General features: G+C 66.1%; 18 protein-coding genes. 5 read left to right on the top strand and 13 right to left on the bottom strand.

The genetic code is table 11. The annotated features are described in order from the left end of the window. Window positions 1–273 precede the first annotated feature (273 nt). A complete protein-coding gene (locus ACZBJS_RS37940) occupies window positions 274–1,029 on the top strand; it encodes an SDR family oxidoreductase (protein ID WP_057018923.1) in 756 nt (251 codons plus the stop codon). A 9-nt stretch (window positions 1,030–1,038) separates the two neighbouring features. On the opposite strand, the gene ACZBJS_RS37935 is transcribed toward ACZBJS_RS37940, so the two are convergent. The 5 genes from ACZBJS_RS37935 to radC all read right to left on the bottom strand — a co-directional run bounded on the left by ACZBJS_RS37935 (window position 1,039) and on the right by radC (window position 8,417). Then, the gene (locus ACZBJS_RS37935; RefSeq protein ID WP_057018922.1) at window positions 1,039–1,443 is read right to left on the bottom strand and encodes a hypothetical protein; all 405 of its coding nucleotides are present in this window, start codon (window positions 1,441–1,443) and stop codon (window positions 1,039–1,041) included. Continuing rightward, on the bottom strand, window positions 1,443–3,026 hold the full coding sequence (locus ACZBJS_RS37930; protein ID WP_057018921.1) for a tetratricopeptide repeat protein: 1,584 nt from the start codon (window positions 3,024–3,026) through the stop codon (window positions 1,443–1,445). Before ACZBJS_RS37930 ends, ACZBJS_RS37935 begins: the two co-directional genes overlap by 1 nt. An 83-nt stretch (window positions 3,027–3,109) precedes the next feature. Then, complete coding sequence (locus tag ACZBJS_RS37925; RefSeq protein WP_463439993.1) at window positions 3,110–4,975, bottom strand: sigma-54-dependent Fis family transcriptional regulator; 1,866 nt, start codon at window positions 4,973–4,975, stop codon at window positions 3,110–3,112. Window positions 4,976–5,215: 240 nt separating this feature from the next. After that, window positions 5,216–7,339, bottom strand: coding sequence for a glycogen debranching protein GlgX (gene glgX / locus ACZBJS_RS37920; protein ID WP_057019522.1), 2,124 nt, complete (start codon window positions 7,337–7,339; stop codon window positions 5,216–5,218). A gap of 364 nt (window positions 7,340–7,703) precedes the next feature. Beyond that, window positions 7,704–8,417: a RadC family protein gene (gene radC / locus ACZBJS_RS37915; protein ID WP_076831172.1), complete on the bottom strand. Its 714-nt coding sequence runs from the start codon at window positions 8,415–8,417 to the stop codon at window positions 7,704–7,706. A 124-nt stretch (window positions 8,418–8,541) separates the two neighbouring features. Between radC and ACZBJS_RS37910 the strand changes: the two genes are divergently transcribed. After that, on the top strand, window positions 8,542–9,261 hold the full coding sequence (locus ACZBJS_RS37910) for a DNA-3-methyladenine glycosylase I (RefSeq protein WP_057019520.1): 720 nt from the start codon (window positions 8,542–8,544) through the stop codon (window positions 9,259–9,261). Between the two features lie 25 nt (window positions 9,262–9,286). Here ACZBJS_RS37910 and map read toward each other — a convergent pair whose 3' ends face one another. Further along, a complete protein-coding gene (gene map / locus ACZBJS_RS37905; RefSeq protein WP_016844429.1) occupies window positions 9,287–10,111 on the bottom strand; it encodes a type I methionyl aminopeptidase in 825 nt (274 codons plus the stop codon). A gap of 167 nt (window positions 10,112–10,278) precedes the next feature. Then, window positions 10,279–11,595, bottom strand: coding sequence for a mechanosensitive ion channel family protein (locus ACZBJS_RS37900; protein ID WP_057019519.1), 1,317 nt, complete (start codon window positions 11,593–11,595; stop codon window positions 10,279–10,281). 221 nt (window positions 11,596–11,816) lie between these two features. Between ACZBJS_RS37900 and ACZBJS_RS37895 the strand changes: the two genes are divergently transcribed. Further along, on the top strand, window positions 11,817–13,610 hold the full coding sequence (locus tag ACZBJS_RS37895) for a potassium/proton antiporter (RefSeq protein WP_057019518.1): 1,794 nt from the start codon (window positions 11,817–11,819) through the stop codon (window positions 13,608–13,610). A gap of 9 nt (window positions 13,611–13,619) precedes the next feature. Here the strand turns inward: ACZBJS_RS37895 and ACZBJS_RS37890 are convergent, their stop codons facing one another. The 6 genes from ACZBJS_RS37890 to mepA form a co-directional block, all read right to left on the bottom strand. Then, window positions 13,620–14,906, bottom strand: a complete 1,287-nt coding sequence (locus ACZBJS_RS37890) for a hypothetical protein (RefSeq protein WP_316398007.1) — start codon at window positions 14,904–14,906, stop codon at window positions 13,620–13,622. 94 nt (window positions 14,907–15,000) lie between these two features. Continuing rightward, complete coding sequence (gene modC, locus ACZBJS_RS37885) at window positions 15,001–15,672, bottom strand: molybdenum ABC transporter ATP-binding protein (RefSeq protein ID WP_057019517.1); 672 nt, start codon at window positions 15,670–15,672, stop codon at window positions 15,001–15,003. Between the two features lie 103 nt (window positions 15,673–15,775). Further along, window positions 15,776–16,471 carry a molybdate ABC transporter permease subunit gene (gene modB, locus ACZBJS_RS37880; RefSeq protein ID WP_316398006.1) on the bottom strand — a complete coding sequence of 232 codons (696 nt, stop codon included), beginning with the start codon at window positions 16,469–16,471 and terminating at the stop codon, window positions 15,776–15,778. A 4-nt stretch (window positions 16,472–16,475) separates the two neighbouring features. After that, entirely contained in the window at window positions 16,476–17,261 is a 786-nt protein-coding gene (gene modA / locus ACZBJS_RS37875; RefSeq protein ID WP_316398033.1) for a molybdate ABC transporter substrate-binding protein, read from the bottom strand. A 205-nt stretch (window positions 17,262–17,466) separates the two neighbouring features. Further along, on the bottom strand, window positions 17,467–17,976 hold the full coding sequence (locus tag ACZBJS_RS37870) for a hypothetical protein (protein ID WP_316398005.1): 510 nt from the start codon (window positions 17,974–17,976) through the stop codon (window positions 17,467–17,469). Between the two features lie 131 nt (window positions 17,977–18,107). Then, window positions 18,108–19,070 carry a penicillin-insensitive murein endopeptidase gene (mepA, locus tag ACZBJS_RS37865; RefSeq protein WP_316398004.1) on the bottom strand — a complete coding sequence of 321 codons (963 nt, stop codon included), beginning with the start codon at window positions 19,068–19,070 and terminating at the stop codon, window positions 18,108–18,110. A 195-nt stretch (window positions 19,071–19,265) separates the two neighbouring features. On the opposite strand from mepA, the gene ACZBJS_RS37860 reads away from it, so the two are divergent. Together ACZBJS_RS37860 and ACZBJS_RS37855 are read left to right on the top strand one after the other, a co-directional pair. Next, entirely contained in the window at window positions 19,266–19,703 is a 438-nt protein-coding gene (locus tag ACZBJS_RS37860) for a L,D-transpeptidase (RefSeq protein ID WP_225163662.1), read from the top strand. A gap of 353 nt (window positions 19,704–20,056) precedes the next feature. Next, the gene (locus tag ACZBJS_RS37855) at window positions 20,057–22,258 is read left to right on the top strand and encodes a putative bifunctional diguanylate cyclase/phosphodiesterase (RefSeq protein WP_410469790.1); all 2,202 of its coding nucleotides are present in this window, start codon (window positions 20,057–20,059) and stop codon (window positions 22,256–22,258) included. Window positions 22,259–22,432: the final 174 nt, after the last annotated feature.

Here is a 22,432-nt window from a genome sequence, read left to right as displayed (position 1 = left end):
GGCAGCGGTCGAAGCTTTCGGTACCCCAGCACGCTGGCTGGAACGCACGCATTAGTCTACGCGACGGTAGGAGGTTCAGCAAGCGTAGACACCAACGGCTCATGCTCGTCAGACGACAGACTCCGCGACATCAGAACAGCCGTGGCGTGCTATAGTGTGGTTGCGTGCGAGAGAGCGACACAAGAGGTCGCGCGACGTACCAATGACGATTGCCGCCGGCAAATCCGGCAAAGCATGTCTCAAGAAACCTCGTCACCGACAAGGAGTATCACCATGAAGATCGTTGTGATCGGCGGTACCGGACTGATCGGCTCAAGGACCGTTGCCATTCTGCGCCAGCGCGGCCATGACGTCGTCGCCGCCTCGCCGAAGAACGGCATCAACGCCATCACCGGCGAGGGGTTGAAGGAGGCGCTGGCCGGCGCGGCCGTGGTGATCGACCTCGCCAATTCGCCCTCGTTCGAGGACAAGGCGGTGATGGAATTCTTCGAGACCTCCGGCCGCAACCTGCTGGCGGCGGAGAAGCCGGCCGGCGTCAAGCACCATGTCGCGCTGTCGATCGTCGGCACCGACCGCACGCCCGAGAACGGCTACTTCCGCGCCAAGGTGGCGCAGGAGAAGCTGATCGAGGCGTCCGGGATTCCCTACACCATCATCCGCGCGACCCAGTTCATGGAATTCGTCGGCGCGATCGCCGATGCGGGCGCGGTTGGAAACACCGTCAGCCTCTCGCCCGGCCTGTTCCAGCCGATCGCGGCGGAGGACGTGTCCGCGCTCGTCGCCGATATCGCGCTCGAGCCGCCGCGCAACGGCATCGTCGAGATCGCAGGTCCCGACCGCGCGCCGTTCAACGAGATCGTGGCCCGCTACCTGAAGGCAAAAGGTGACCCGCGCGAGGTGGTGAAAGACCCTGACGCGCTTTACTGGGGCGGCCGGGTCGAGCAGCACTCGCTGGTGCCGCTCGGCGAGGCGCGCCTCGGCCGCATCGATTTGAACGAATGGCTGCGCCGCGCGCGACCGGCGGCCTGACGGTATCGGCTATTTGAGCCACACCAGCAGTGGGACGGGCGCGCGTCCTTCGCAGGACAGCGTGCCCTCGTAATTGCGCGTCTTGCGGGCGCTGTAGGTGCAGGGCGCGCCGTCCAGCACCAGCTCGGCGGTGACCTGCGAATCCGCGCCCGTGATTTGCAGCTTGATTTCTCCGGCGCGTTCGTCCGGCCCGTCCTGCGTGCAGATGCCCACATGCTTCATCTTGAGCGGTCCGGAGAATTGCCTCGGCGCGCCCGGCGCGCTTTCGGTGAGATGTCCGGTCAGCTCCCATTCGCCGAGCACGCCGGCCTGGCCGAGGATCTCCATCGCACTGAGTGTCGGTGTGTGGCAAAGCGTTAGCGCAACGGCGCCGAGCAGCGCCGCACCGCCGTTGCGCCATGTCGCCCGTGGCATCACAGCTTGCTTCCGGTAGTCTGGCGCAATTCGATCAACTCCGGCCGCGACAGATCGGCATCCGCGGTGAGCCGGGCAATCTGATCAGCGCATTCCCGGATCTTGGCCTGATCGCCGGCCGCCTTGGCGCTCTTGACCATGCCGAGATAAGTCGCCAGCCGGTTGGGCTCCTTCTTGAGCACGGCTTCATAGGCGGCGAGCGCCTCCCTGGCCATGCCGCGATCGAGCAGCATCGCCGCGTAGAGCTCGCGCGCCGGCGCCAGCGGTCCCGGCGTGACGGGGTGCTTCTCGGTCTTGTCTTCCGCCTCCGCGGCGGCATTCATCGCGCTGAGCGCATCGTCGTATTTGCCTTCCGCGTACAGCACCCAGGCGCTCGCGATCTGCTGCTGGATGTCGACGATGTTGGACCAGTAGGCGTCCTTGGCGTCCTTCAACTTGTCGCACAGCTCGATCAGCTTGGCGACATCGGCTTTGGCGGCGGCGGGGTCACCGGAGCGCGCGGCGCCGACCGCGCGGGCGAAATAGGTGATGGCATCCGCATAGGCGTATTTGGTGGGATGCACTTGAAGCGCGGCGGCACCCTTCCAGTCGCCGCGTTCGAAGACATAGCGGGCCTGGCTTGCCGCCACCGCGAAGGGGCCTGCGAACCGGTCGAGCTTGAACTGGAGCTTGCCGAGCTCGTCGATCACAGCACGTGCCTCCTTGTCCTGGCCGAGCTGGAGATAGGCATAGACCAGATAGTCCATCGCGTGCGCCTGGTCCTGCTGTTCGCCGTCTTGCTTGGCGATGCGCGCGGATTCCTTGTTCGAGGCGATCGACTCCTTCCAATAGCCGACGCGCGTGAAGATGTGCGACGGCATGTGCTGGGCATGCGGCGCGTGTTCGGCGATCTTGGCATAGCGCATCGCCGCGGGGAGGCCCTTCTCCGCGAGCGCCGGGTAGTCGTAGAGATGGATCAGATAGTGGGCGATGCCGGGGTGCTCGGGCTGGCGCTTGAAGATCGGTTCGAGCAGCGCCGCGCCCTTCAGCTGGTTGGCGTAGGTCTTGTCGCCCGGCGAGGCCGCGACGTTGAGCGTGATCGCATAGGCGATCTGCGCCTCGTCATCGTCGGCATAGTGCATCGCGACCTGCTCTTCGGCGGCGAGGAATCGCTGCACGCGGGTGCGGTGATCGACCTTGTCGTAGTCGACATACATCGCCGCGATCGCATCGATGTATTCGCGCTCGCGCGGGGTGCCGGCATTCAGCGCCTGGCCTTTTTTCGCAGCTTCAAGGCCGAGCGGAAGGTTTTCCGGCGGCGGCGGCGCGTGCGGATTGTAGAGATAGCTGAGCGCGATGCCCCAATAGGCGATGGCGCATTGCGGGTCGGCCTCCAGCGCCTCCTCGAAGGTGCGTCGCGACGCGCTGTACCAGAACGAATGCTGATACAGCATGGCGCGATCGAACAGCTCCTGCGCTTCGGGCTTGCAGGATGTTACAAAATGGACTTTGCCCAATCGTTGCTCAGTGGAATCCGAGGCGGCAGGCTGCGAAATGGTCGCGGCAATGAGGCCAACGACCACAGCGAGGGGAAACCGTGTCATGGGACCCGCTCCGTGGCGTTGAAGGCGAAAACCGTACGATATCACCTTTCCCGCACCGCCGGAACAGCAGGGGCCGTTCTGGTCTAGCTGTCCAGCGCGATCCCTAACGCCTTGATCTTCCGGTACAACGTCGCGCGGCTGAGCCCGAGCGCCTTGGCCGCGTCCGTCACTCTTCCGTCATTGGCGCGCAATGCATCGATGATCGCGGTGCGCTCGCTCGCTGTGTGATCGGCCTCCGCGCCGCGTGCGCTGAACGGCGGCAGATCGAGATCGGCCTCGGTGATGACGCCGTCCTCCGCGGTGGCGCCGGCGAGTCGCAGCACGTGGCGAAGCTGGCGCATGTTGCCGGGGAACGGATAGGCCATCAGCTGCGCCCAGGCGTCGGCCGCGATGCGGCAGTGCGGCGCTTCATCGTCGGCGATCTGTGCGATGACGTCCTTGCGGTCGGCACGCTCGCGCAACGCGGGCAGGCGGATCTCCATGCCGCGCAGCCGATAATACAGATCGGAGCGGAAGCTGCCGTCCTCAGCCATCCGCGCCAGGTCGCGGTGCGTGGCGCTGATCAGGCGGATGTCGACCGCGACAGGCTTCAGCGCGCCGAGCGGCCAGACCTCGCGGTTTTCCAGCACGCGCAGCAGCCTGGTTTGCAGCGAAAGCGGCATGTCGCCGATCTCGTCGAGGAACAACGTGCCGCCGCTGGCTTGCACGATCAGCCCCTTCGATCCCTCGCGCCGCGCGCCGGTGAAGGCGCCGGCTTCGTAGCCGAACAGCTCGGCATCGATCAGGCTCTCCGGCATCGCTGCGCAGTTCAGCGCGACGTAGTTGCGGCCGGCGCGATTGCTCGCCGCATGGATGGCGCGCGCGAACACGTCCTTGCCGGCGCCGGTCTCGCCATGCAGCAGGATCGGCAGATCGAGATTGCCGACCGTCATCAGCCGCTTCACGCCCTTGATCAGCACGGGATCGCGGCCCGCCAGCCGGTGCAGGCCGGAAAACTGTCCGGCCGGCTTTTCGCGCGGCGGTGTGGATGGCAGGCGCGGCGAACGCGCCCGCACCGGCGGCGCCAGATGGCCGCGTCCCCACGGCGTGCCGTCGGCGCGGCGCAGCGCGACCTGCTCGTCCGCGGCCCGTGTCGCGCGATCGTCGAGTTGAATAAGATGCGACAGGTCGATGCCGTCGTCGATCATCGCATCGGTCAGGCCGAACGCCGCGCGCGCGGTGCGGCAGGCGCCGACGACACGGCGGTCGTCGTCATAGGCCAGCATGCCGTGCCCGTCGCCGGGCAGCATCGCGATCCAGGAGGCGCGGTAGCGCCGGCGGAAGAACGACTGCTCGATCCGCCGCGTCGCCTCCGTGGTGACGGCGAGCGCCAGCTCATGCGCGCTGCGGCCGAGGTCGCTGCGGCACGAGGTGATGTTGACGGCGCCGGCGAGCCGCCCGGCATGATCGAACAGCGGCGACACCGCGCAGGTGAACATGTGCCACTGCTCGCGGAAATGTTCGTCGCCATGCACCAGGATGGGCCGCTGCTCGGCGAGCGCGGTGCCAAGCCCGTTGGTGCCCTCGAACGTCTCGGCGAAGTTCGAGCCGGTGTAGATCTTCCACTCAAGGAACATCCGCGCGTAGTCGCCCCCGGGCAACCGGCTCACCAGCATGGTGGCGTTGGGGTCGGCGAGATTGACGCAGTAGCCGGAATCGTGGAGCACGCGGGCGAGGTCCTCGAGCTCGGGGATCGCGACCTGGATCAAATCCTCCATCGGCTCGGCGATGTGCCGGATCTCGGCCTCGGTCAGGGTCTGCGGCGGCCCGCGCCGGGCCGGATCGAGGTTGTGATTGACCAGGCAGCGCCGCCAGGACGCGGCGATCCGCGTCTCGGTGTCGACGCCGGCCACCTGGTTGGCCGCCGACAGAACACGGGCGACGTGATTTGAGGCCGAAAGGTTGGCCATCCAGAGGTCTCCACCCCTAATTTTCCGCGAAGTCTGGCAGTCCGCGGCCGAATGTCAATTGGCCGACGGCGTCGCGGGACTCTTACCTCCCCTTGCAAAGGGGAGGTCGCTTTGCTGGTGAAAGCAAAGCGGGTGGGGATCTGCTCTCTTGCAGCATCGCCTGCGGCTGACCCCCATCCCGACCTTCCCCCTTTCAGGGGGAAGGAGAAGGCGGATCGCAGCCCGAGTGGAGCCAACGGGCTACGGGGATGACTTCACCTCGCCAGCGGTGAAGAGCACGAACGAACGCCCTACCGCCTTGTACGTGCCGTCGAACGCAAACTGCGCGCCTGCCGGCTGTTCCGGCGCGTTGGTGTCGAGCAGCCGCGACCAGCGCGGTCCGGCTGACGTCGGCGGCAGCTTGAAGTCGACCTCGCCCTCGTAGCTGTTGAGGATGACAAGCACAGTGTCGTCCTCGCCCTCACGCGCGATCGCGGTCTTGCGCGCGCGGCCGTCGAGCACGACGCCGAAGCATTTGATCCAGCCGGTGCTCCAGTCGGCCTGCGTCATCTCGGCGCCTGTCGTGCTGATCCAGACCACGTCGCGAATCTCGAGTTGGGGATCGCGATCGCCGGAGAGGAAGCGGCTGCGGCGCAGGATCGGGTAGTCGCGCCGCAGCTTGATCATCCGCTTGGTGAAGGCGAGCAGCTTCCCGCCGTCGTCGGAAAAATTCCAGTCGAACCACGAGATGTCGTTGTCCTGGCAGTACGCATTGTTGTTGCCGCGCTGGGTGCGGCCGAACTCGTCGCCGCCGAGCAGCATCGGCGTGCCCTGCGAGGCCAGCAGCGTCGCCAGCATGTTGCGCTTCTGCCGTTCGCGCAAAGTGCGGATATCCGGATTGGAGGTCGGGCCCTCGGCGCCGCAATTCCAGGAGTGGTTGTCCGACGAGCCGTCATTGTTGTGCTCGCCGTTGGCCTCATTGTGCTTGTTGTTGTAGCTCGCCCAGTCGTTCAGCGTGAACCCGTCATGGGCGGTGATGAAGTTGACGCTGGCCCAGGTGCGGCGGCCCTCGCGGTTGAACACGTCGTGCGAGCCGAGCAGCCGCGGTGCCAGGCTGCCTGGCGCCGCCTCGCCGCGCCAGAAATCGCGCACAACGTTGCGGTATTTGTCGTTCCACTCCGCCCAGCCCGCCGGGAAGCCGCCGACCTGGTAGCCGCCGGGGCCGCAATCCCAGGGTTCGGCGATCAGCTTGACGGTCGCGAGCAGCGGGTCCTGGTTCATCGCCTTGAGGAAGCCGGACTGCTCGTCGAAGCCGTAGACCTCACGTGCCAGGATGGTGCCGAGATCGAAGCGGAAGCCGTCGACATGCATGTGGCCGGCCCAGTAGCGCAGGCTGTCCATCACCATCTGGATCACCCGCGGATGCGACAGGTTCACCGTGTTGCCGGTGCCGGTGTCGTTGATGTAGTAGCGCCGCTTGTCTGGCAGCAGCCGGTAATAGCTCGCATTGTCGATGCCCTTGAACGACAGCGTCGGGCCGCGCTCGTTGCCTTCGGCGGTGTGGTTGTAGACGACGTCGAGAATGACTTCGAGGCCGGCGCCATGCAGCCGCGACACCATCTCCTTGAATTCGCGCAGGCTGTTCGGCACGTCGGCGGCGTAGCGCGGATCCGGCGCGAAGAAGCCAATGGTGTTGTAGCCCCAGTAATTGGTGAGGTGCTTGTCCAGCAGGTTGCTGTCGTTGATGAAGGAATGCACCGGCAGCAGCTCGACCGAGGTGATGCCGAGCGCCTTGAGATGGTCGATCGCAGCGTTCGAGCCGAAGCCGGCATAGGTGCCGCGCAAATGTTCGTCGATGCCCGGGTGCTGTTTGGTGAACCCCTTGACGTGGGTCTCGTAGACCACGGTCTCGTCCCAATGCACGTCCTGCCGCTGCGCCTCCTGGACCCAGTCGAAATTGGGATCGACCACCACGCATTTCGGCATGAACGGCGCGCTGTCGCGCTCGTCGAAGGTGAGGTCGTCGCCGCTCTCCATCTTGTAGCCGAACACCGCCGGATTCCAGGTCAGGCTGCCGGCATGGGCGCAGGCGTAGGGATCGAGCAGCAGCTTGTTCGGGTTGAAGCGGTGGCCGCCGTCCGGCTGGTAGGGACCGTAAACGCGATAGCCGTAGAACGTCCCCGGCTGCACGCCATTGATGAAGCCGTGAAACACCTGGTCGGTATATTCGGGCAGCTCGAAGCGGTGCGTCTCGCGCTCGCCGTCGAACAGGCAGACCTCGACCTTGGTCGCGTTGGCGGAAAACACCGCGAAATTGGTGCCGTGGCCGCTCCAGTGGGCGCCCAGCGGATAGGGCAGCCCCTCCTCAATGACGTAATCGGACATCGGTCCCCCAAGGCCCCTGACAGGCCGTCAGATCAATCTGCAACAAACGCCGCCGCGCGGGAAACGTTGCATGGGCTAGTTTAGCGGCAGTTACGCTTGGTTCGTATGACGCGGGCGGAACGAGATGCAAGGCTCGGCAAGAGATGTCGCGAGAATGCGGTCGTATGACTCTCTGCCACAATCTCGATGTCGTCCCGGGCAAGCGCTGCGCGACCCGGGACCCATAACCACGAAAGCAAATTGGCTTGCAAAGCTGGAGCCACAGCGTGCTTCGACAACGCAACCCCGTAGTTATGGGTCCCGGCCCCCGTGTGCAATTGCGCACTAAGCCGGGACGACAGCGGAGGGCTTGTTGAGTGCAATGCTAAATCAGCCGCATGCCCTTGAAGCTGGTATGCCCGTTCTTGCCGACGATGATGTGATCGTGCACGGCGATTCCGAGCGGCTTTGCGATGTCGACGATGGCTTTCGTCATCTGGATGTCGGCCTGCGACGGCGTCGGGTCGCCGGACGGATGGTTGTGCACCAGGATCAGCGCGGTGGCGGACAATTCCAGCGCGCGCTTGATCACCTCACGCGGATAGACCGGGGTGTGATCGACGGTGCCGGTCTGCTGCACCTCGTCGGCGATCAGCTGGTTGCGCTTGTCGAGGAACAGGAGGCGGAACTGCTCCTTGTCGGCGAACGCCATGCCGGTGCGGCAATAGTCGATGACGTCGTTCCAGGACGACAGCGCGACGTTGCGCCTGATCTCACCCTTGGCGATCCGGCCGGCGGCCGCGGCGAGCAGCTTGAGCTGGTTGATCGAGGCATCCTTGACGCCCTCGACCTCGCGCAGCCGCGCCACCGGCGCGTGCACGACCTCGGCGAACGAGCCGAACTTCTTCAACAGCGCCTTGGCCAACGGCTTGGTGTCGCGGCGCGGGATCGCGGCGAACAGCGCCATTTCCAGCAGCTCATAGTCGGTCAGCGCGTCGGGACCGGCCGCATAGAAGCGCTCGCGCAGCCGTTCGCGATGGCCGTGATAATGTGGCGTCTCGTCGGGCTGATCGGGGCTGTCACTGGCTTTGGCGGGCATCGGCTACAACCATGCCGTGCTCGCGGCGATTTGCAAGAGCCGATGCAACTGCCGGGTTTGCCACGATGCTTCGGGCGAATTACCGTCGGCGGCAACGGTTCGAGAGCAAGAGGGGGAGGGCGGCGTGACATCATTCAAGGTGATCCGCTCGCGCGCGGAGAAGCGCAAGGGCGGGCCGAAGGCGCTGGAGAAACTGCTGCGGCCGCCGGCGGGCGCCAAGGCGCTGGCAAAGCTCAGCGACGACCGCGTGCTGGCCGAGATGACCAGGCGCGTGTTCTGCGCGGGCTTTGCCTGGAGCGTGATCGACGCCAAATGGCCGGGCTTCGAGGAGGCGTTCCTCGGCTTTCAGCCCGCCAAGCTCGCCTTCAAGCCCGACGAATTCTGGGAGAAGCTCGTCAGCGACGCCAGGATCGTGCGCAACGGCGCCAAGATCATGTCGGTGCGCGACAACGGCCGCTTCGTGCAGGAGATCGCGCGCGAGCATGGCAGCTTCGGCAAATTCCTTAGCGCCTGGCCGTCATCGGATGAGGTTGGACTGCTGGAGCTATTGGCCAAGCGCGGCAGCCGGCTCGGCGGCAACACCGGACAGATGCTGCTGCGCTTCCTCGGTTGGGACGGCTTCGTCACCTCGCGCGACGTCGTCGCCTGCCTGCGCGATGCCGGCCTCGATATCGCCGAGGAGGTCAAGTCGAAGCGCGATCTCGCCAAGGTGCAGGCGCAGTTCAACGCCTGGGCGGAGGAGACCGGACTGTCCTATCTGCATCTGTCGCGGATCTGCGCGATGTCGATCGGAGAGAACCATACGCCCGAGGAGATCATCGAGCGCACGCGGAGCGATTATTGACGAGGACGGTTACAGCTGAACCCGATTAGACCTGAACCCACGGCTTCTCGCCATGGCGTTCGGACAGCGTGAAGATCTCGACGCCGTCGGCGGTGACGCCGACCGAATGCTCGAACTGCGCCGACAGCGAACGGTCGCGGGTCACCGCGGTCCAGCCGTCGGACAGGATCTTCACATGCGGCTTGCCGAGATTGATCATCGGCTCGATGGTGAAGAACATGCCGGGCTTCAAGGGCGCGCCTTCGCCGGGGCGGCCGATATGGATGATGTTCGGTTCGTCGTGGAACAGGCGGCCGAGGCCGTGGCCGCAGAAGTCGCGCACCACGCTCATGCCCTGCGGCTCGACATAGCTCTGGATGGCATGGCCGATATCGCCGGTGGTGGCGCCGGGCTTCACCGCGGCGATGCCGCGCATCATCGCCTCATAGGTCACCTCGATCAGCCGCTCGGCCTTCCGCGCGATGGCGCCGATCGCATACATGCGGCTGGAGTCGCCGTACCAGCCGTCGACGATGAAGGTGACGTCGACATTGACGATGTCGCCTTCCTTCAGCGGCCGGTCGCCCGGCATGCCGTGGCAGACCACGTGATTGATCGAGGTGCAGGTCGAGTAGCGATAGCCGCGATACATCAGCGTCGCCGGATAGGCGCCGTGGTCGAAGGCGAACTTGCGAACGAACTCGTCGATGACCGAAGTCGGGATGCCCGGCTTGACGATGTCGGTGAGCGCATCGAGGCATTTCGACACCAGGGCGCCCGCCTTGCGCATGCCGGCAAAGCCGCTCGGTCCGTGCAGCTTGATCTGACCGGTCTTGCGAAGCGAGGTGTCGGTGGCGTCGATATAGCTCATGGGCGGGCTGCTTCTGCGGGCAAGGGGCTGATTTCAGGCCCTAATTTAATGATCGGCGCGCCCGGCGCAAGCCAAGGTTGGGCATGGGGACATGCCCAAACGGCTTGATTTTCAGGCCATATCCGGAACAGCGACCACCGCTGCGGCGAAAAGACCGCGCTCAAGCGCTAATTGGAGACCTCGACCACGCTCTCGACCGGCAGCGCGCCGCCGCGGATGCGGAGTTCCCGCACCGGGTAGGGCACCCTGATCCCCTCCTGCTTGAAGGCGTCCCACAGCGACAGCATGACGTCGCTCTTCACATTGTCCATGCCGTCGGGGTCGGCGATCCAGAAGGTCAGGGAGAATTTCATCCCGGCCTCGGCGAACTCGGTCAGGATGCAGTTCGGCGTCCGGCCCTTGGTGGCGCGCGGATGGGCCGCCGCGGTCGTGATCGCGAGCTTGCAGACCTGCCGCGGATTGGCGTCGTAGTTGGTGGAGAAGGCGATCTTCACCAGCGTGTTCTTGTCGGTATAGGTCCAGTTGGTGACCTTCTGCGTCACCAGGTCCTCGTTCGGGATCAGGAACTCGCGGCCGTCGCCGGCGGCGACCGAGATGTAGCGGGTCTTCATCGCGCTGATCCGGCCCGAATTGTCGCCGATCGTGACGAGGTCGCCGGGCTTCACCGATTTGTCGACCAACAGGATCAGGCCGCTGATGAAATTGGCGACGATCTTCTGCAGGCCGAGACCGATGCCGACGCCGGCCGCGCCGGTGAACACCGCGAGCGCCGAGAGGTTGATGCCGACCGCGCCGAGCGCGATCACGATCGCCGTCACCATCAATCCGATGCGGATGATCTTGACCAGCAGCACCTGGATCGACGGCGTCAGATCGGTGGCGCGGTTGATCCGGCTCTCGGCGAAATTGCCGGCGAGGTTGGTCAGCCACAGTGCCACGATCAGGAGCGCGCCGGCCTTGATAAGCAGCAGCGGCGAAAGGCGGAGGCCGCCGACCACGACCGCATATGCATCCAGCGTGTCGGCCGCCCAATCGAGCTGGCCGATGATGCTGAGGGCGGCGACCACCCAGGCCGCGATCGAGACTGTTTTCACGATGAAGGCGTTGTCGATCACCGAGGTGACGAGGCGGATCACCAGCCAGGCCAGCGCCAGCTTGGCGGAGACCGCGATCAGATAGCTGCGGCTCGGCCAGGTCGCGTGCCACATCACGATGCGGGAGATGATCATCAGGACCGCGAACACGGCGGTGGAAGCGCTCTTCACCATCACGCGGGCGAAGTGCCGGAGCGGCAGCGGCCAGCGCATCGCCAGCGACGACATGTCGACCCGCGCATGAATGGCGGTGTCGGCGGCGTAGGCGAGGCCGGCGGCGGCGAGGATGATGCCGAATTGCAGATAGAACCAGGGCGAGGCGACCTCGGCGCCGACCGAGCGCGCCGCCATTTGGATCGATTCGAGGACGTCCTTCCAGTTCATGTCCATCGGCAAAATCTCAACTCGAAGCGCGGGTCAGCCAAATGTGATTCGAATGCCCCGCGAGAATCCCACAAAGGCGCACACGCGACCATCGATACAACACAGTGTCGGGGCGACCTAGGGCTGATGAGACCGGGCACATTGCCGCTTATGTCAGAAATCGGTTGGCGTCCCAGTGTGGCGACGATAAGGATGCAATTGCAAGTATTTGAGACCTCCGAAGGCGCATGGCATCCCTCGACTCCGTCAGTATAGCGATCCTGCTCGGTGCGGTGCTGGTGATGGCCGGCATCCTGTCGAGCCTGCTGGCCTTGCGGTTCGGCGCTCCCTTGCTGCTGGTGTTCTTGCTGGTCGGCATGCTGGCGGGCGATTCCGGCCCCGGCCGGCTGCAGTTCGACGACGTCCGCACCACCTATCTGGTCGGCTCGGTGGCGCTGGCGCTGATCCTGTTCGACGGCGGATTGAAGACGCGGTTTGCCAGCATCCGCACCGTGCTGGTGCCCTCGATGGTGCTGGCGACCGCCGGCGTGCTGTTGACCGCGCTGATCACAGCGCCGGTCGCCCGTTTCGTGCTCGACCTCAACTGGACCGAGTCATTGCTGGTCGGCGCCGTCGTGGCCTCGACCGACGCGGCTGCCGTGTTCCTGCTGGTGCACACCCAGGGTCTGCGGCTACGCCCACGCGTCGGCGCGACGCTGGAGGCGGAATCCGGCACCAACGATCCGTTCGCGATCTTCCTCACCTTGATGCTGGTCGAGTTCATCTCGATCGGCCAGAGCTCGGCCTCGCACATCGCGCTGGAGTTCATCCAGGAGGCGGTGTTCGGCGCCATCATCGGGGTGATCGGCGGCCGGCTGGTGGTGATCGCGCTGAACTATGTAGCGCTGCCGCAGGGCCTGCATGCGCCGTTCGTCACCACCGCGGCACTGGTGATCTTCGGCGGCTCGCAGATCGTGCACGCCTCGGGATTCCTCGCGGTCTATCTCGCCGGTATCATCATCGGCAACCGGCCGACCCGCGCGCATAATTCGGTGGTGACGTTCCTCGACGCCGCGACCTGGCTGGCGCAGATCGTGATGTTCGTGCTGCTCGGCCTCCTGGTCTCGCCGCATCGCCTGCTCTCCAGCGCCGGCGGCGCCGTGCTGGTGGCGTTCGCGCTGATGCTGGTGGCGCGGCCGCTGGCGGTGCTGATCTGCCTCGCACCGTTCAAGTTCAACTGGCGGGAGAAGGTCTTCATCGCCTGGACCGGCCTGCGCGGCGCGGTCGCGATCTTCCTCGCCTCGATCCCGATGCTGGTCGGCCTGTCGAAGGCCTATCTCTATTTCGACGTCGCCTTCGTCGTCGTCATCATCTCGCTGCTGCTACAGGGCTGGACGCTGGCGCCGGCGGCGCGGCGGCTGCATGTCGCGCTGCCGCGCGCCGAACGCGGCCCGCGCCGCGTCGAGCTCGATTTGCCTGGCCAGCTCGAGCAGCAGCTGGTCGGCTATCCGGTGCGGCCGAAGAGCCTGTACTTCCGCCGCGGGCTGATCCCGTCCTGGTCGAAGCCGACGCTGGTGATCCGCGACGAGCGGATCCTGACGCCGACCGAGGCCGATCCGGTCGCGCCCGGCGACTACATCTACCTGCTGGCGCCGCCGGAGCGCGCCGAGGCGCTCGACCGCTTCTTCGTCGACATGGCGCCGTCGAGCGCGCCCGATCCGCATCTGCTCGGCGACTTCATGGTGTCGGCGGAGCATACGCTCGGCGAACTCGCCGAGATCTATGGCGTCAAGGTCGACGAGCACCAGGCCAAGCTGACGCTCGCCGACTATTTCGACGTCAATCTCGACCGCGCGCCGAAGGAAGGGGCCGAACTGGCGCTCGACGAGATCGTGCTGGTGGCGCGCAGCATCAGCGGTGGCCGCGTTAACGTCGTCGGCCTGCGCCTGCCGGAGGAAGAGGAGAAGGTCGCGCCGCAAACGCGGATGCAGATCGTCAAGCGCAAGCTCGCCGATATCTGGGCGTCGGTGGCGGGGGTCTGAGGCGCGCCGTTACGTCTTGCGCAGGAAGCTCGAATCCGGCGCGAACTTCCTGATCATGTCGGACAGCCCGTCGTCCGGCGGACCGGATGGGCCCTTTGACGCCGCGTCCGGCTTGGTCTCGCCCTTGATTTTCTGGCCGGAAATCTCGGCCAGCGCCGCGAGCAGCGTCTCGTCGAGATTGTCGGCCGCTGTCTTCGCAGGTGGTGTCGTCGCAGCTGGCGTCGTGGCGGGAGCCGGCGGAGGTGGCGTCGGTGGAGTGGGCGCGACCGCACGGATTTCGGGCTCGCGCCGCGCCGGCGGCGCTGACCCCGGTGCCGGCTTGGACGCATCCTTGGATGCATCCTTGAACGCATCCTTGGGGGCGTCCGCCCGCCGGGCGGCAGCCTCGCTGACGGCGGCGATCAACGATGCTTCGAGAGCGGCGGGCGTGTCGGCCGGCATGGGCGGCGGTGTAGCCGGCATCGGCGGCGGTGTGACCGGCACCGGCGGCGGCCCGGCGGGCTTCGCGTCCCGGGTGGCGCGACCGAACAGCGGTTCCCGCTGGCTCGCCGCCTGCGGTCGGCTGTCGGTGGCCTTGCCCGGCTCCGTTCCAGGCTCCTTGGCAGGCTTGAAGAGACCCGCGCGTTCGGCGGCCATCTTGGCGGAAGCCTCCTCGACTGTGGCGAGCAGGGACGCTTCGAGAGCGTTTGCGCGATTGCTTGGCGAAGTCGCCGGCTTGGCGGCAGGAATGATCACCGGCTTTGGCGGGGGCGGCAGCGGCGGCGGCCGAGATGCTTCGACTGGTGCGGGCGGCGGCGGGATCGGCTGACCGTCCCCGGTGCGCGCGATGATGCCGTCGACGATCGCCGCCAGGCGGCCCTTATCGGGGGCGGCCAGATAGCTCGCCGCCAGCTCATCGACATATTGCGGGCCGTAATCGGCGAGCACATTGGCGATCTGGGCGAGATCAGGATCGCTGTCGACAAGCCGGCGCCAGGCCTCGCGGTCGTAAGTCTCCCGGCCGTAGGCTGCGTCCCCCTTCTTGTCGGGCCAGGCCACCCGGCGCGACTGACGCTGCCCGGTATCCTGGCCTGCGATCGGATCGAGGGTCGGCGGCTGCAGCCCGTCGCTGAGGCGCGGCGGGGTAAATCCCGAGGCGCCGGCCGGCACGGCGGCATCGGCCGGACGCCGGCGCCGCTCGTCGACCTGCAGCGCGATCAGGCCGACGCCCATCAGCAGGAAGCCGAGCGCGGCCCACGAAATCGTGGCGCACAGCAGCCCGCCGATCAGCAGCAACACCCAGCCAGTCAGTCGCACAAATACACCCTTCCCTATGCCCGATCGGACGTCCCGACGCGGGCCTGGCAGACAAGATAGGCTATCTTATGCCGACTTTCGGAAAAACGGCCAGCTAGGCGCCCGCCGTCAGCACCTTGACACCGCCGAACGCGGTCACCTGGCCGCCGCGCAGCATCACGATCTGGGTGGCGAGCTGGCGCAGCTCGGCCGCGTCGTGGCTGACATAGACCATCGGGATGCCGGCTTCGTCGCGCAGCCGCACCAGATAGGGCAGGATCTCGAGCTTGCGGCTTTCGTCGAGCGCCCCCAGCGGCTCGTCGAGCAGCAGCAGCCGCGGCTTGGACAGCAGCGCCCGGCCGAGCGCGACGCGCTGGCGCTCGCCGCCGGAGAGCTTTCCGGGACGGCGGTCGAGCAGGGCGCCGATGTCGAGCAGGTCGACGACGCGCCGGTGTTGGGCGGGATCTTCGGTGAGGCCGTTCATGCGGCGGCCGTAGTCGAGGTTCTGGCGGACATCGAGATGCGGAAACAGCCGCGCGTCCTGGAACACGTAACCGATGCGGCGGCGCCAGCTCGGGACGTGGATGCCGGTCGCGGTATCGTCGACGGTCTCGCCGTCGATCACGATGGTGCCGCGGTCGGGACGCAACAGTCCCGCGATGGTGTTGATCAGCGAGGTCTTGCCGGAGCCGGACGCGCCGAACAGACCGGTGACGCGGCCCTCGCTGGTGAACGAGGCTGCAAGCGAGAACTCGCCGAGCTGCTTGGTGATGTCGACGCGCAGCATGGCTAAAGCGCGATGAGATTGAGTTGAATCGTCATCGCGCTTTAGCTCCTTGTTTGAGCATGGCCTCTTCGGAAAACCGCTTCACACTTTTCCGGATCATGCTCTATTGCCCATGCAGGCGCGCGGTGGCGCGACGCGCGAACACTTCAGCCGCGACCAGTGCGCCGACCGCGAGCACGATCGAGATGATCACGAGCCGCGCGGCGGCGGGGTCGCCATCCGGCGTCTGGATCAGCGAATAGATCGCCGACGAAATGGTCTGGGTCTCGCCGGGAATGTTGGAGACGAAGGTGATGGTCGCGCCGAACTCGCCGATCGCCTTGGCAAAACCGAGCACCATGCCGGCCAGCACGCCGGGCAGCGCCAGCGGCAGCGTCACGGTTGCGAACACCCGCCACGGCGCAGCGCCGAGCGTCTCGGCCGCCTGCTCGAGGCGGCGGTCGACCGCCTCGATCGAGAGGCGGATCGGCCGCACCAGAAGCGGAAACGACATCACGCCGCAGGCGAGCGCCGCGCCGGTCCAGCGGAATGCGAACACGATGCCGAGATGGTCGGCCAGCCAGCCGCCGACCAGGCCGCGCTTGCCCAAGGTCAGCAGCAGCAAATAGCCGGTGACGACGGGCGGCAGCACCAGCGGCAGATGCACGGCGGCATCGAGCAGCGACTTGCCCCAGAAATCGCGCCGCGCCAGCAGCCAGGCAAGCGCTACCCCGAACGGGGTCGCCACCAGTGTTGCGATGACGGCGACCCGCAGTGACAGCAGGATCGCCGTCCATTCGGCCGGCGAGATCTCGAACACGTGCTTAAGTCGTCGGGCTGATCAGGAACTTGAAGCCGTATTTCTCGAGGATCGTCTTCGCCGCGGACGAGCGCAGGAAGGCCAGGTACTCGGCGGTCTCTGGCTTCGCGGTCGTGGTCGCCGCGACCGGATAGATGATGGCCGGATGGGTGTCGGCCGGGAAGGTGCCGACGATCTTGACGCCCGGCTCGACCTTGGCGTCGGTCGAATAGACGATGCCGAGCACGGCTTCGCCGCGTGCCACCAGCGTCAGCGCGGCGCGCACGCTCTCGGCCATCGCGAATTTCGGCTCCGCCGACTGCCAGGCGCCGAGCTTCTCCAGCGCGGCCTTGGCGTATTTGCCGACCGGCACCGCCTTGACGTCGCCGGTCGCGATCCTGCCGTCGCCGGCTAGCTTGGCGAGATCGAAGCCCGGTCCGATGTTGACGTTGTCGATCTTGGAATCCTTCGGCGCGATCAGCACGATCGAGTTGCCGAGCAGGTTCACCCGCGTCTGCTCATTGATGTTCTTCTGCTTGATCGCATAGTCCATCCAGTCGGTGTCGGCGGAGACGAAGACGTCGGCCGGCGCACCCTGCTCGATCTGCTTGGCAAGCGCCGAGCTCGCGGCATAGCTGGCGGTGATCTTGACGCCGGACTTGGCGGTATAGGCTGCATCGATGTCGTCGAGCGCGTTCTTCATCGAGGCGGCGGCAAACACGGTGAGCGTCTTGTCGTCCGCTCTCGCGGGCGAATGCAGCGCGCCGAGCAGGATGACGAAGGCGGTGAAAAGTCCGGCAAGCCTTGAAATTGAAAGTCGTGGCATGGAAAGCGCTCCGTGCGGGTTCACGCGCGAACGGGCGCGCAAATCAGGCGTTGGGTGAGGTCTGGCCTGCGACGAACGGAAGCGCTGTTCCGCTGGTCCCCGACGGACTTACGGTCCTCAGGGATATCGCACTGCAAACATAGCAGGCTGGGGCTTACGGTAAAGGCGACCGTTTGTCTAACCGCTCGTCCTATTCGTCCGCCGGCTGGATCGCGATCGACAGCGAGTTCTCTTTTGAGCCGCTGACCTGCAGCACGAAGGGGCTGGCGGCGAGGTCATATTTCACGGTCTTGCGGATACCGTCGCAATCGGTCGCGCCGCTGAACGCCTTTGGCTTCAGGAAATGCCCGTCCTGCACCAGGTCGACCCAGGCCCCGGCCGACAGGCTGACGGTATAGAGCCCGGCCTTCGGCGCGGCCTTGAAGCTGGTGAAGCCGGCGAAGGTGCCCTCCTTCGGCGCGCGCTCCGGCGGAGTCGGCAATTTGGCGTCGCCGGGGGCCACCAGCGCCAGCGTGATCGCGGTCGCCGGCAGCGCCGTCTGCTCGCTCCCTGATACGACCTTGGCGCGATCGGACGCGGTCAGCGCGGCACGTGCGCGCTCAATCGACCATTTGAACTTGTCACAGCCGCTCGGCTGCTCCGCCGCGAAAGCGGAGGTCGAGACGAGTACGAGCGATGCGGCGAGGAGCGATTTGCGCATGTCTGGTCCATTCATGATGACGGATAGAATAGATCAGCCGCCCCGATCCATCGCCCGAACGCGCTTACGGCGCGACGGCACGAGATCATATCGCAGTTCGAGCCGGCCGGCATAGCCGCCTGACGAAGATGTCATTGCCCTGGCAGCTGCTGCTTGGCGTCGGGGGCGTTCAGCACCGTCCTGCAGTCAGCCGGCATCTGCGCCAGCGTCATCGGTGGGCGGGGTTTCGGCGGCTTCGGCGGAGGCTTCGGGTGCAGCACCGAATCCTTGAACCAGAAGGCGAGATCGGACGGCTTGCAGCCTTCGCCCTCAGCCTGCGCCTTCTGGCTCTCGCAGGCCGGGCTGCCGGGCGGACATCGCATGCGAATGTGGAAGTGGTAGTCGTGGCCCCACCACGGCCGGATCTTCGACAGCCAGCCGCGATCGCCCGTGGCCTCGCGGCATAGCGCCTTCTTGATCGCGGGATTGACGAAGATGCGCTGCACCGCCGGCTCCCGCGCCGCGTCGCGGATGACCAGCACGTGGCCCGGCGTGAAGACGCGCGGATCGATGTCGAGCCGGTCGTCGCGCACCATCATCACCGCCGACATCTCCTCGCGGTCCTCGCGCGACAATTTGCGATCGGGCATCGGCGTCAGCCAGATGTCGGCGTCGAGCCCGATCTGGTGGCTGGCATGACCGGACAGCGCGGGGCCGCCGCGCGGCTGGCCGATATCGCCGACCAGGATGCCTGGCCAACCGGCATCCTTGTGTGCGTTGGCCGCCAGCCGCTTCAGCAGCGCGATCATGTTCGGGTGACCCCAGTAGCGGTTGCGCGACAGGCGCATCACCTGCCAGGTGTCGCCGTTGAGCGGCATCTGCGCGGCGCCGGCGAGACAACCCTTGGTGTAGCCGCCGATCGACCGGGTCGGCAGCGCCGCCGGCAAAACCTTGCGCGCGAACAGCTGCTTCGCCCCGATCTTTGGATCGTTGGGGTTGGCGAGCGGCGGCAGCGGCTGTGGATTGAGCGAGCCCCTGTCCTGCGCCCGCGCGGAGATGGTGCAGGCGACGAGGGCTAAGATCAGGAGTGGGAACAGACGCAGGCGGGGTGTCATTCGGATCACTCTGTCGGCGCAAGGCTAGCATGGATTCGGAGCAGGCGGACCGCGCTTTCATCCCATTCGCTTGATCGCCCACAGGGTGGATTAAGATTACCTGCGGCTTCCAGGCTCCGATGTGAGCCACGCCACTTTACAAGCGCACGTTGTGGGCGACATCATGTCCGCAATAATTTCAGGGTAGGCGTTGTTGTGACGAGCGTATCGTGCGTACGGCTGGCGTTTGCCGCCGCGATTGCCGCGCCGATTTTGGCGCTCTCGCCGGCGCGGGCCGACGTCGTCGTTCACATCGATAAATCATCGCAGCGCATGGCGGTCAGCGTCGATGGCGCGAGACGCTACAACTGGCCGGTGTCGACCGGCCGCCGCGGCTATGGCACGCCGAGTGGGGTGTTCCGTCCGCAGATGCTGGCGCGCCGCTGGTACTCGAAGAAGTACTATAACTCGCCGATGCCGCACTCGATCTTCTTCCACCGCGGCTTTGCCATCCATGGAACATACGAACTCACGCGCCTTGGCGGGCCGGCCTCGCATGGCTGCGTGCGCCTGCATCCCTCGCACGCCGCAATGCTCTATGGGCTGGTCGAGCGCAACGGCCGAGGCGGCACGCGCATCGAAATCACCAACTAAGGTATGATCCGGCAAAATCCGAAGGCTGAGGCGCACCGCGCTTTAACCGCGCGATAACCCTGCCGCACGCTGACGAACATTGATGCGCTTGAAGCGTCTTCGGCGCATTCATTGTGCAATCGCGCGCCGGTTTACGCTTCCTTCACCAAGCGCCGGCGCTTCCACGCTGCGAATCTGTGCCGTGCGCCGCCGGCGCGCCGGGAGCAAACTCGCGCCCGGCGTGAATTCGCCTGCAAAGCAGGCATGCAAGGGTTTCTCAGGCAGCGCAGCTACTCGCCAAGAGATACCAATTTTTCAGAGACTTATCGCAGATATATCGCCGAACTGGAATGCGCGTGGGGCGTGCGATACCGATGATGCGGCCGAAGAAAAAGACCAAGAAACCGAACCAGGCCAAACTGTCCCGTCCTCGGGGCCGTCGTCCCACACCGATGCCGAAAGTGTCGGGCAGATCGCGCCGCCCCGCGGTCGAGATCGGCGAACTGGTGCGCCAGCGCGCGCAGGCCGAAGCCGCGATCGCCGAGGCGCGCAAATCCAACGCGCGGCTGCGTGAGGCGATCGACATCCTGCCGCAGGGCATCGTGTTCCTGGATCCGGAAGGCCGCTACACACTCTGGAACAAGAAATACTCGGAAATCTACAAGCGCAGCTCCGACCTGTTCGAGCACGGTGCGCGCCTCGAAGACACCATCCGCATCGGCGTCGCGCGCGGCGACTATCCCGAGGCTGCCGGCCGCGAGGAAGAGTGGATCGCCGAACGGCTCAGGAAGATGTACCAGCCCGGCGAGCGGCACGAGCAGGTGCTGGCCGACGGCCGCGTGGTGTTGATCGAGGAGCGGCTGACCTCGGATGGCGGCATCGTCGGCCTGCGCGTCGACATCACCGAACTGAAGCAGCGCGAGGCGTCGTTCCGCCTGCTGTTCGACGGCAATCCGGTGCCGATGATCCTGTGCGCGCTCGACGGCGAGCGGATCCTCGCGGTCAACGACGCCGCGATCGCGCATTACGGCTATGTCCGCGCCGAATTCGAGCGGATGACGATCAGGAGCCTGCAGGCGTTCGACGCCGACCTGCCTTGGGCGGCCGGCCGCAGCAGCGACGAGCAGGCGGCGCGGACCTGGAAGCATGTGCGCGCCGACGGCACGCTGATCGACCTTGCGATCTATTCGCGCCAGCTGATGCATGGCGACCAGCCGGCGATGCTGCTCGCGCTGATGGACATCACGGAACGCAAGCGCGCCGAGGCGCGGCTCGCCTTCATGGCCCAGCACGACAGCCTGACCGGCCTGCCCAACCGCAATCTGCTGCGCCAGCAGATGGACGAGATGCTGCAGCACACCCGCCGCTCGACCGACAAGGTCGCGGTGCTGATGCTGGGTCTCGACAATTTCAAGGCGGTCAACGAGACGCTCGGTCACGGCATCGGCGACAAGCTGCTGCGCGCGGTCGCCAAGCGCCTGCGCTCGACGCTGCGCGAGGAAGATGCGCTGGCCCGCCTCAACTCCGATGAGTTCACCATCGTGCAGGGCGGCGTGATGCGGCCCGAGGACGCGGTGCTGCTGGCGCGGCGGATCTTGGACGCGATCGGCGAGCCCTATCTGCTCGAGGGGCATTCGGTGGTGATCGGCGCCAGCATCGGGATCGCGATGTCGCCCGGCGACGGCGAGGATTCCGAAAAGCTCCTGAAGAGCGCCGACATGGCCTTGTCGCGCGCCAAGAGCGAATTCCGCGGCACCTTCTCCTTCTTCGAGGCGGAGATGGACGCGCGCGCCCAGAGCCGCCGCAAGATCGAGATCGACCTGCGCGATGCGATCCAGAACGAAGGCCTGCGGCCCTATTACCAGCCGCTGGTCGATCTTGCGAGCGGGCGCATCACCGGCTTCGAGGCGCTGGTGCGCTGGCCGCATCCGGAGCGCGGCATGATCTCGCCTGGCGAGTTCATCCCGGTGGCCGAGGAGACTGGGCTGATCAATCCGCTGGGCGCGCTGATGCTGCATCGCGCCTGCATGGACGCGGCGCAATGGCCGGATGACGTGCGCGTCGCGGTCAATTTGTCGCCGCTGCAATTCCGTACCGGCAATCTGCTGGCGCTGGTCACCGACGCGCTGCGGCAATCCGGCCTGCCGGCGCGGCGGCTCGAGCTTGAGATCACCGAGACGCTGCTGCTCGAAAAGAGCAGCCAGGTTTTGGCGACGCTGCATGCGCTGCGTGCGCTCGGGGTGCGGATGTCGATGGACGATTTCGGCACCGGCTATTCCAGCCTCAGCTATCTGCGCAGCTTCCCGTTCGACAAGATCAAGATCGACCAGTCGTTCGTGCGCGACCTCGGTGCGAACCCGGACGCGCAGGCGATCGTGCGCTCGATCGTCAGCCTCGGCATCGGGCTCGGCGTCACCATCACCGCCGAGGGCGTCGAGACCGAAGCGGAGTTGAGCCGCCTGCGCGCCGAAGGCTGCCACGAGGGCCAGGGCTTTCTGTTCAGCCGCGCGCGGCCGAACGCCGAGGTCATCAGCCTGCTGAAGGCGCAGCGCGTCGCGACGGCGCTGGTGGCGTAGTGGAGCCTAGAGGCAGAGATGTAACCTCGATCGAGCGTCGGGCTCCCCTTACCTCGCCCCGCGTGCGGCAGGGGTGTCCGGGGAATGATTCACTGTGTCGCGGTGCATGCTCGGCAGGACCGAGGCAAATCGGTCTTTTCTGGTTGTCGAGACACAGAGGGCCGAGCATGCGAT

It is taken from the genome of Bradyrhizobium sp. KZN70725 (assembly GCF_055264925.1).
Note: the sequence above shows the minus strand (reverse complement) of the source record. Positions and strands in the feature narration are given on the sequence as shown.

What these genes read in the sequence shown, in the direction of transcription:
- map (WP_016844429.1), bottom strand. Translation starts at nt 10,111, where the DNA reads ATGAGCTATATCGACGCCACCGACACCTCGCTTCGCAAGACCGGTCAG.
- modC (WP_057019517.1), bottom strand. Translation starts at nt 15,672, where the DNA reads ATGCTGCGCGTCGACATCACCAAGCAGCTCGGCGAGTTCTCGCTTGCA.
- ACZBJS_RS37925 (WP_463439993.1), bottom strand. Translation starts at nt 4,975, where the DNA reads ATGGCCAACCTTTCGGCCTCAAATCACGTCGCCCGTGTTCTGTCGGCG.
- ACZBJS_RS37895 (WP_057019518.1), top strand. Translation starts at nt 11,817, where the DNA reads ATGGCATCCCTCGACTCCGTCAGTATAGCGATCCTGCTCGGTGCGGTG.
- glgX (WP_057019522.1), bottom strand. Translation starts at nt 7,339, where the DNA reads ATGTCCGATTACGTCATTGAGGAGGGGCTGCCCTATCCGCTGGGCGCC.
- ACZBJS_RS37870 (WP_316398005.1), bottom strand. Translation starts at nt 17,976, where the DNA reads ATGCGCAAATCGCTCCTCGCCGCATCGCTCGTACTCGTCTCGACCTCC.
- mepA (WP_316398004.1), bottom strand. Translation starts at nt 19,070, where the DNA reads ATGACACCCCGCCTGCGTCTGTTCCCACTCCTGATCTTAGCCCTCGTC.
- radC (WP_076831172.1), bottom strand. Translation starts at nt 8,417, where the DNA reads ATGCCCGCCAAAGCCAGTGACAGCCCCGATCAGCCCGACGAGACGCCA.
- ACZBJS_RS37930 (WP_057018921.1), bottom strand. Translation starts at nt 3,026, where the DNA reads ATGACACGGTTTCCCCTCGCTGTGGTCGTTGGCCTCATTGCCGCGACC.
- ACZBJS_RS37900 (WP_057019519.1), bottom strand. Translation starts at nt 11,595, where the DNA reads ATGGACATGAACTGGAAGGACGTCCTCGAATCGATCCAAATGGCGGCG.
- ACZBJS_RS37935 (WP_057018922.1), bottom strand. Translation starts at nt 1,443, where the DNA reads ATGCCACGGGCGACATGGCGCAACGGCGGTGCGGCGCTGCTCGGCGCC.
- ACZBJS_RS37940 (WP_057018923.1), top strand. Translation starts at nt 274, where the DNA reads ATGAAGATCGTTGTGATCGGCGGTACCGGACTGATCGGCTCAAGGACC.
- ACZBJS_RS37855 (WP_410469790.1), top strand. Translation starts at nt 20,057, where the DNA reads ATGATGCGGCCGAAGAAAAAGACCAAGAAACCGAACCAGGCCAAACTG.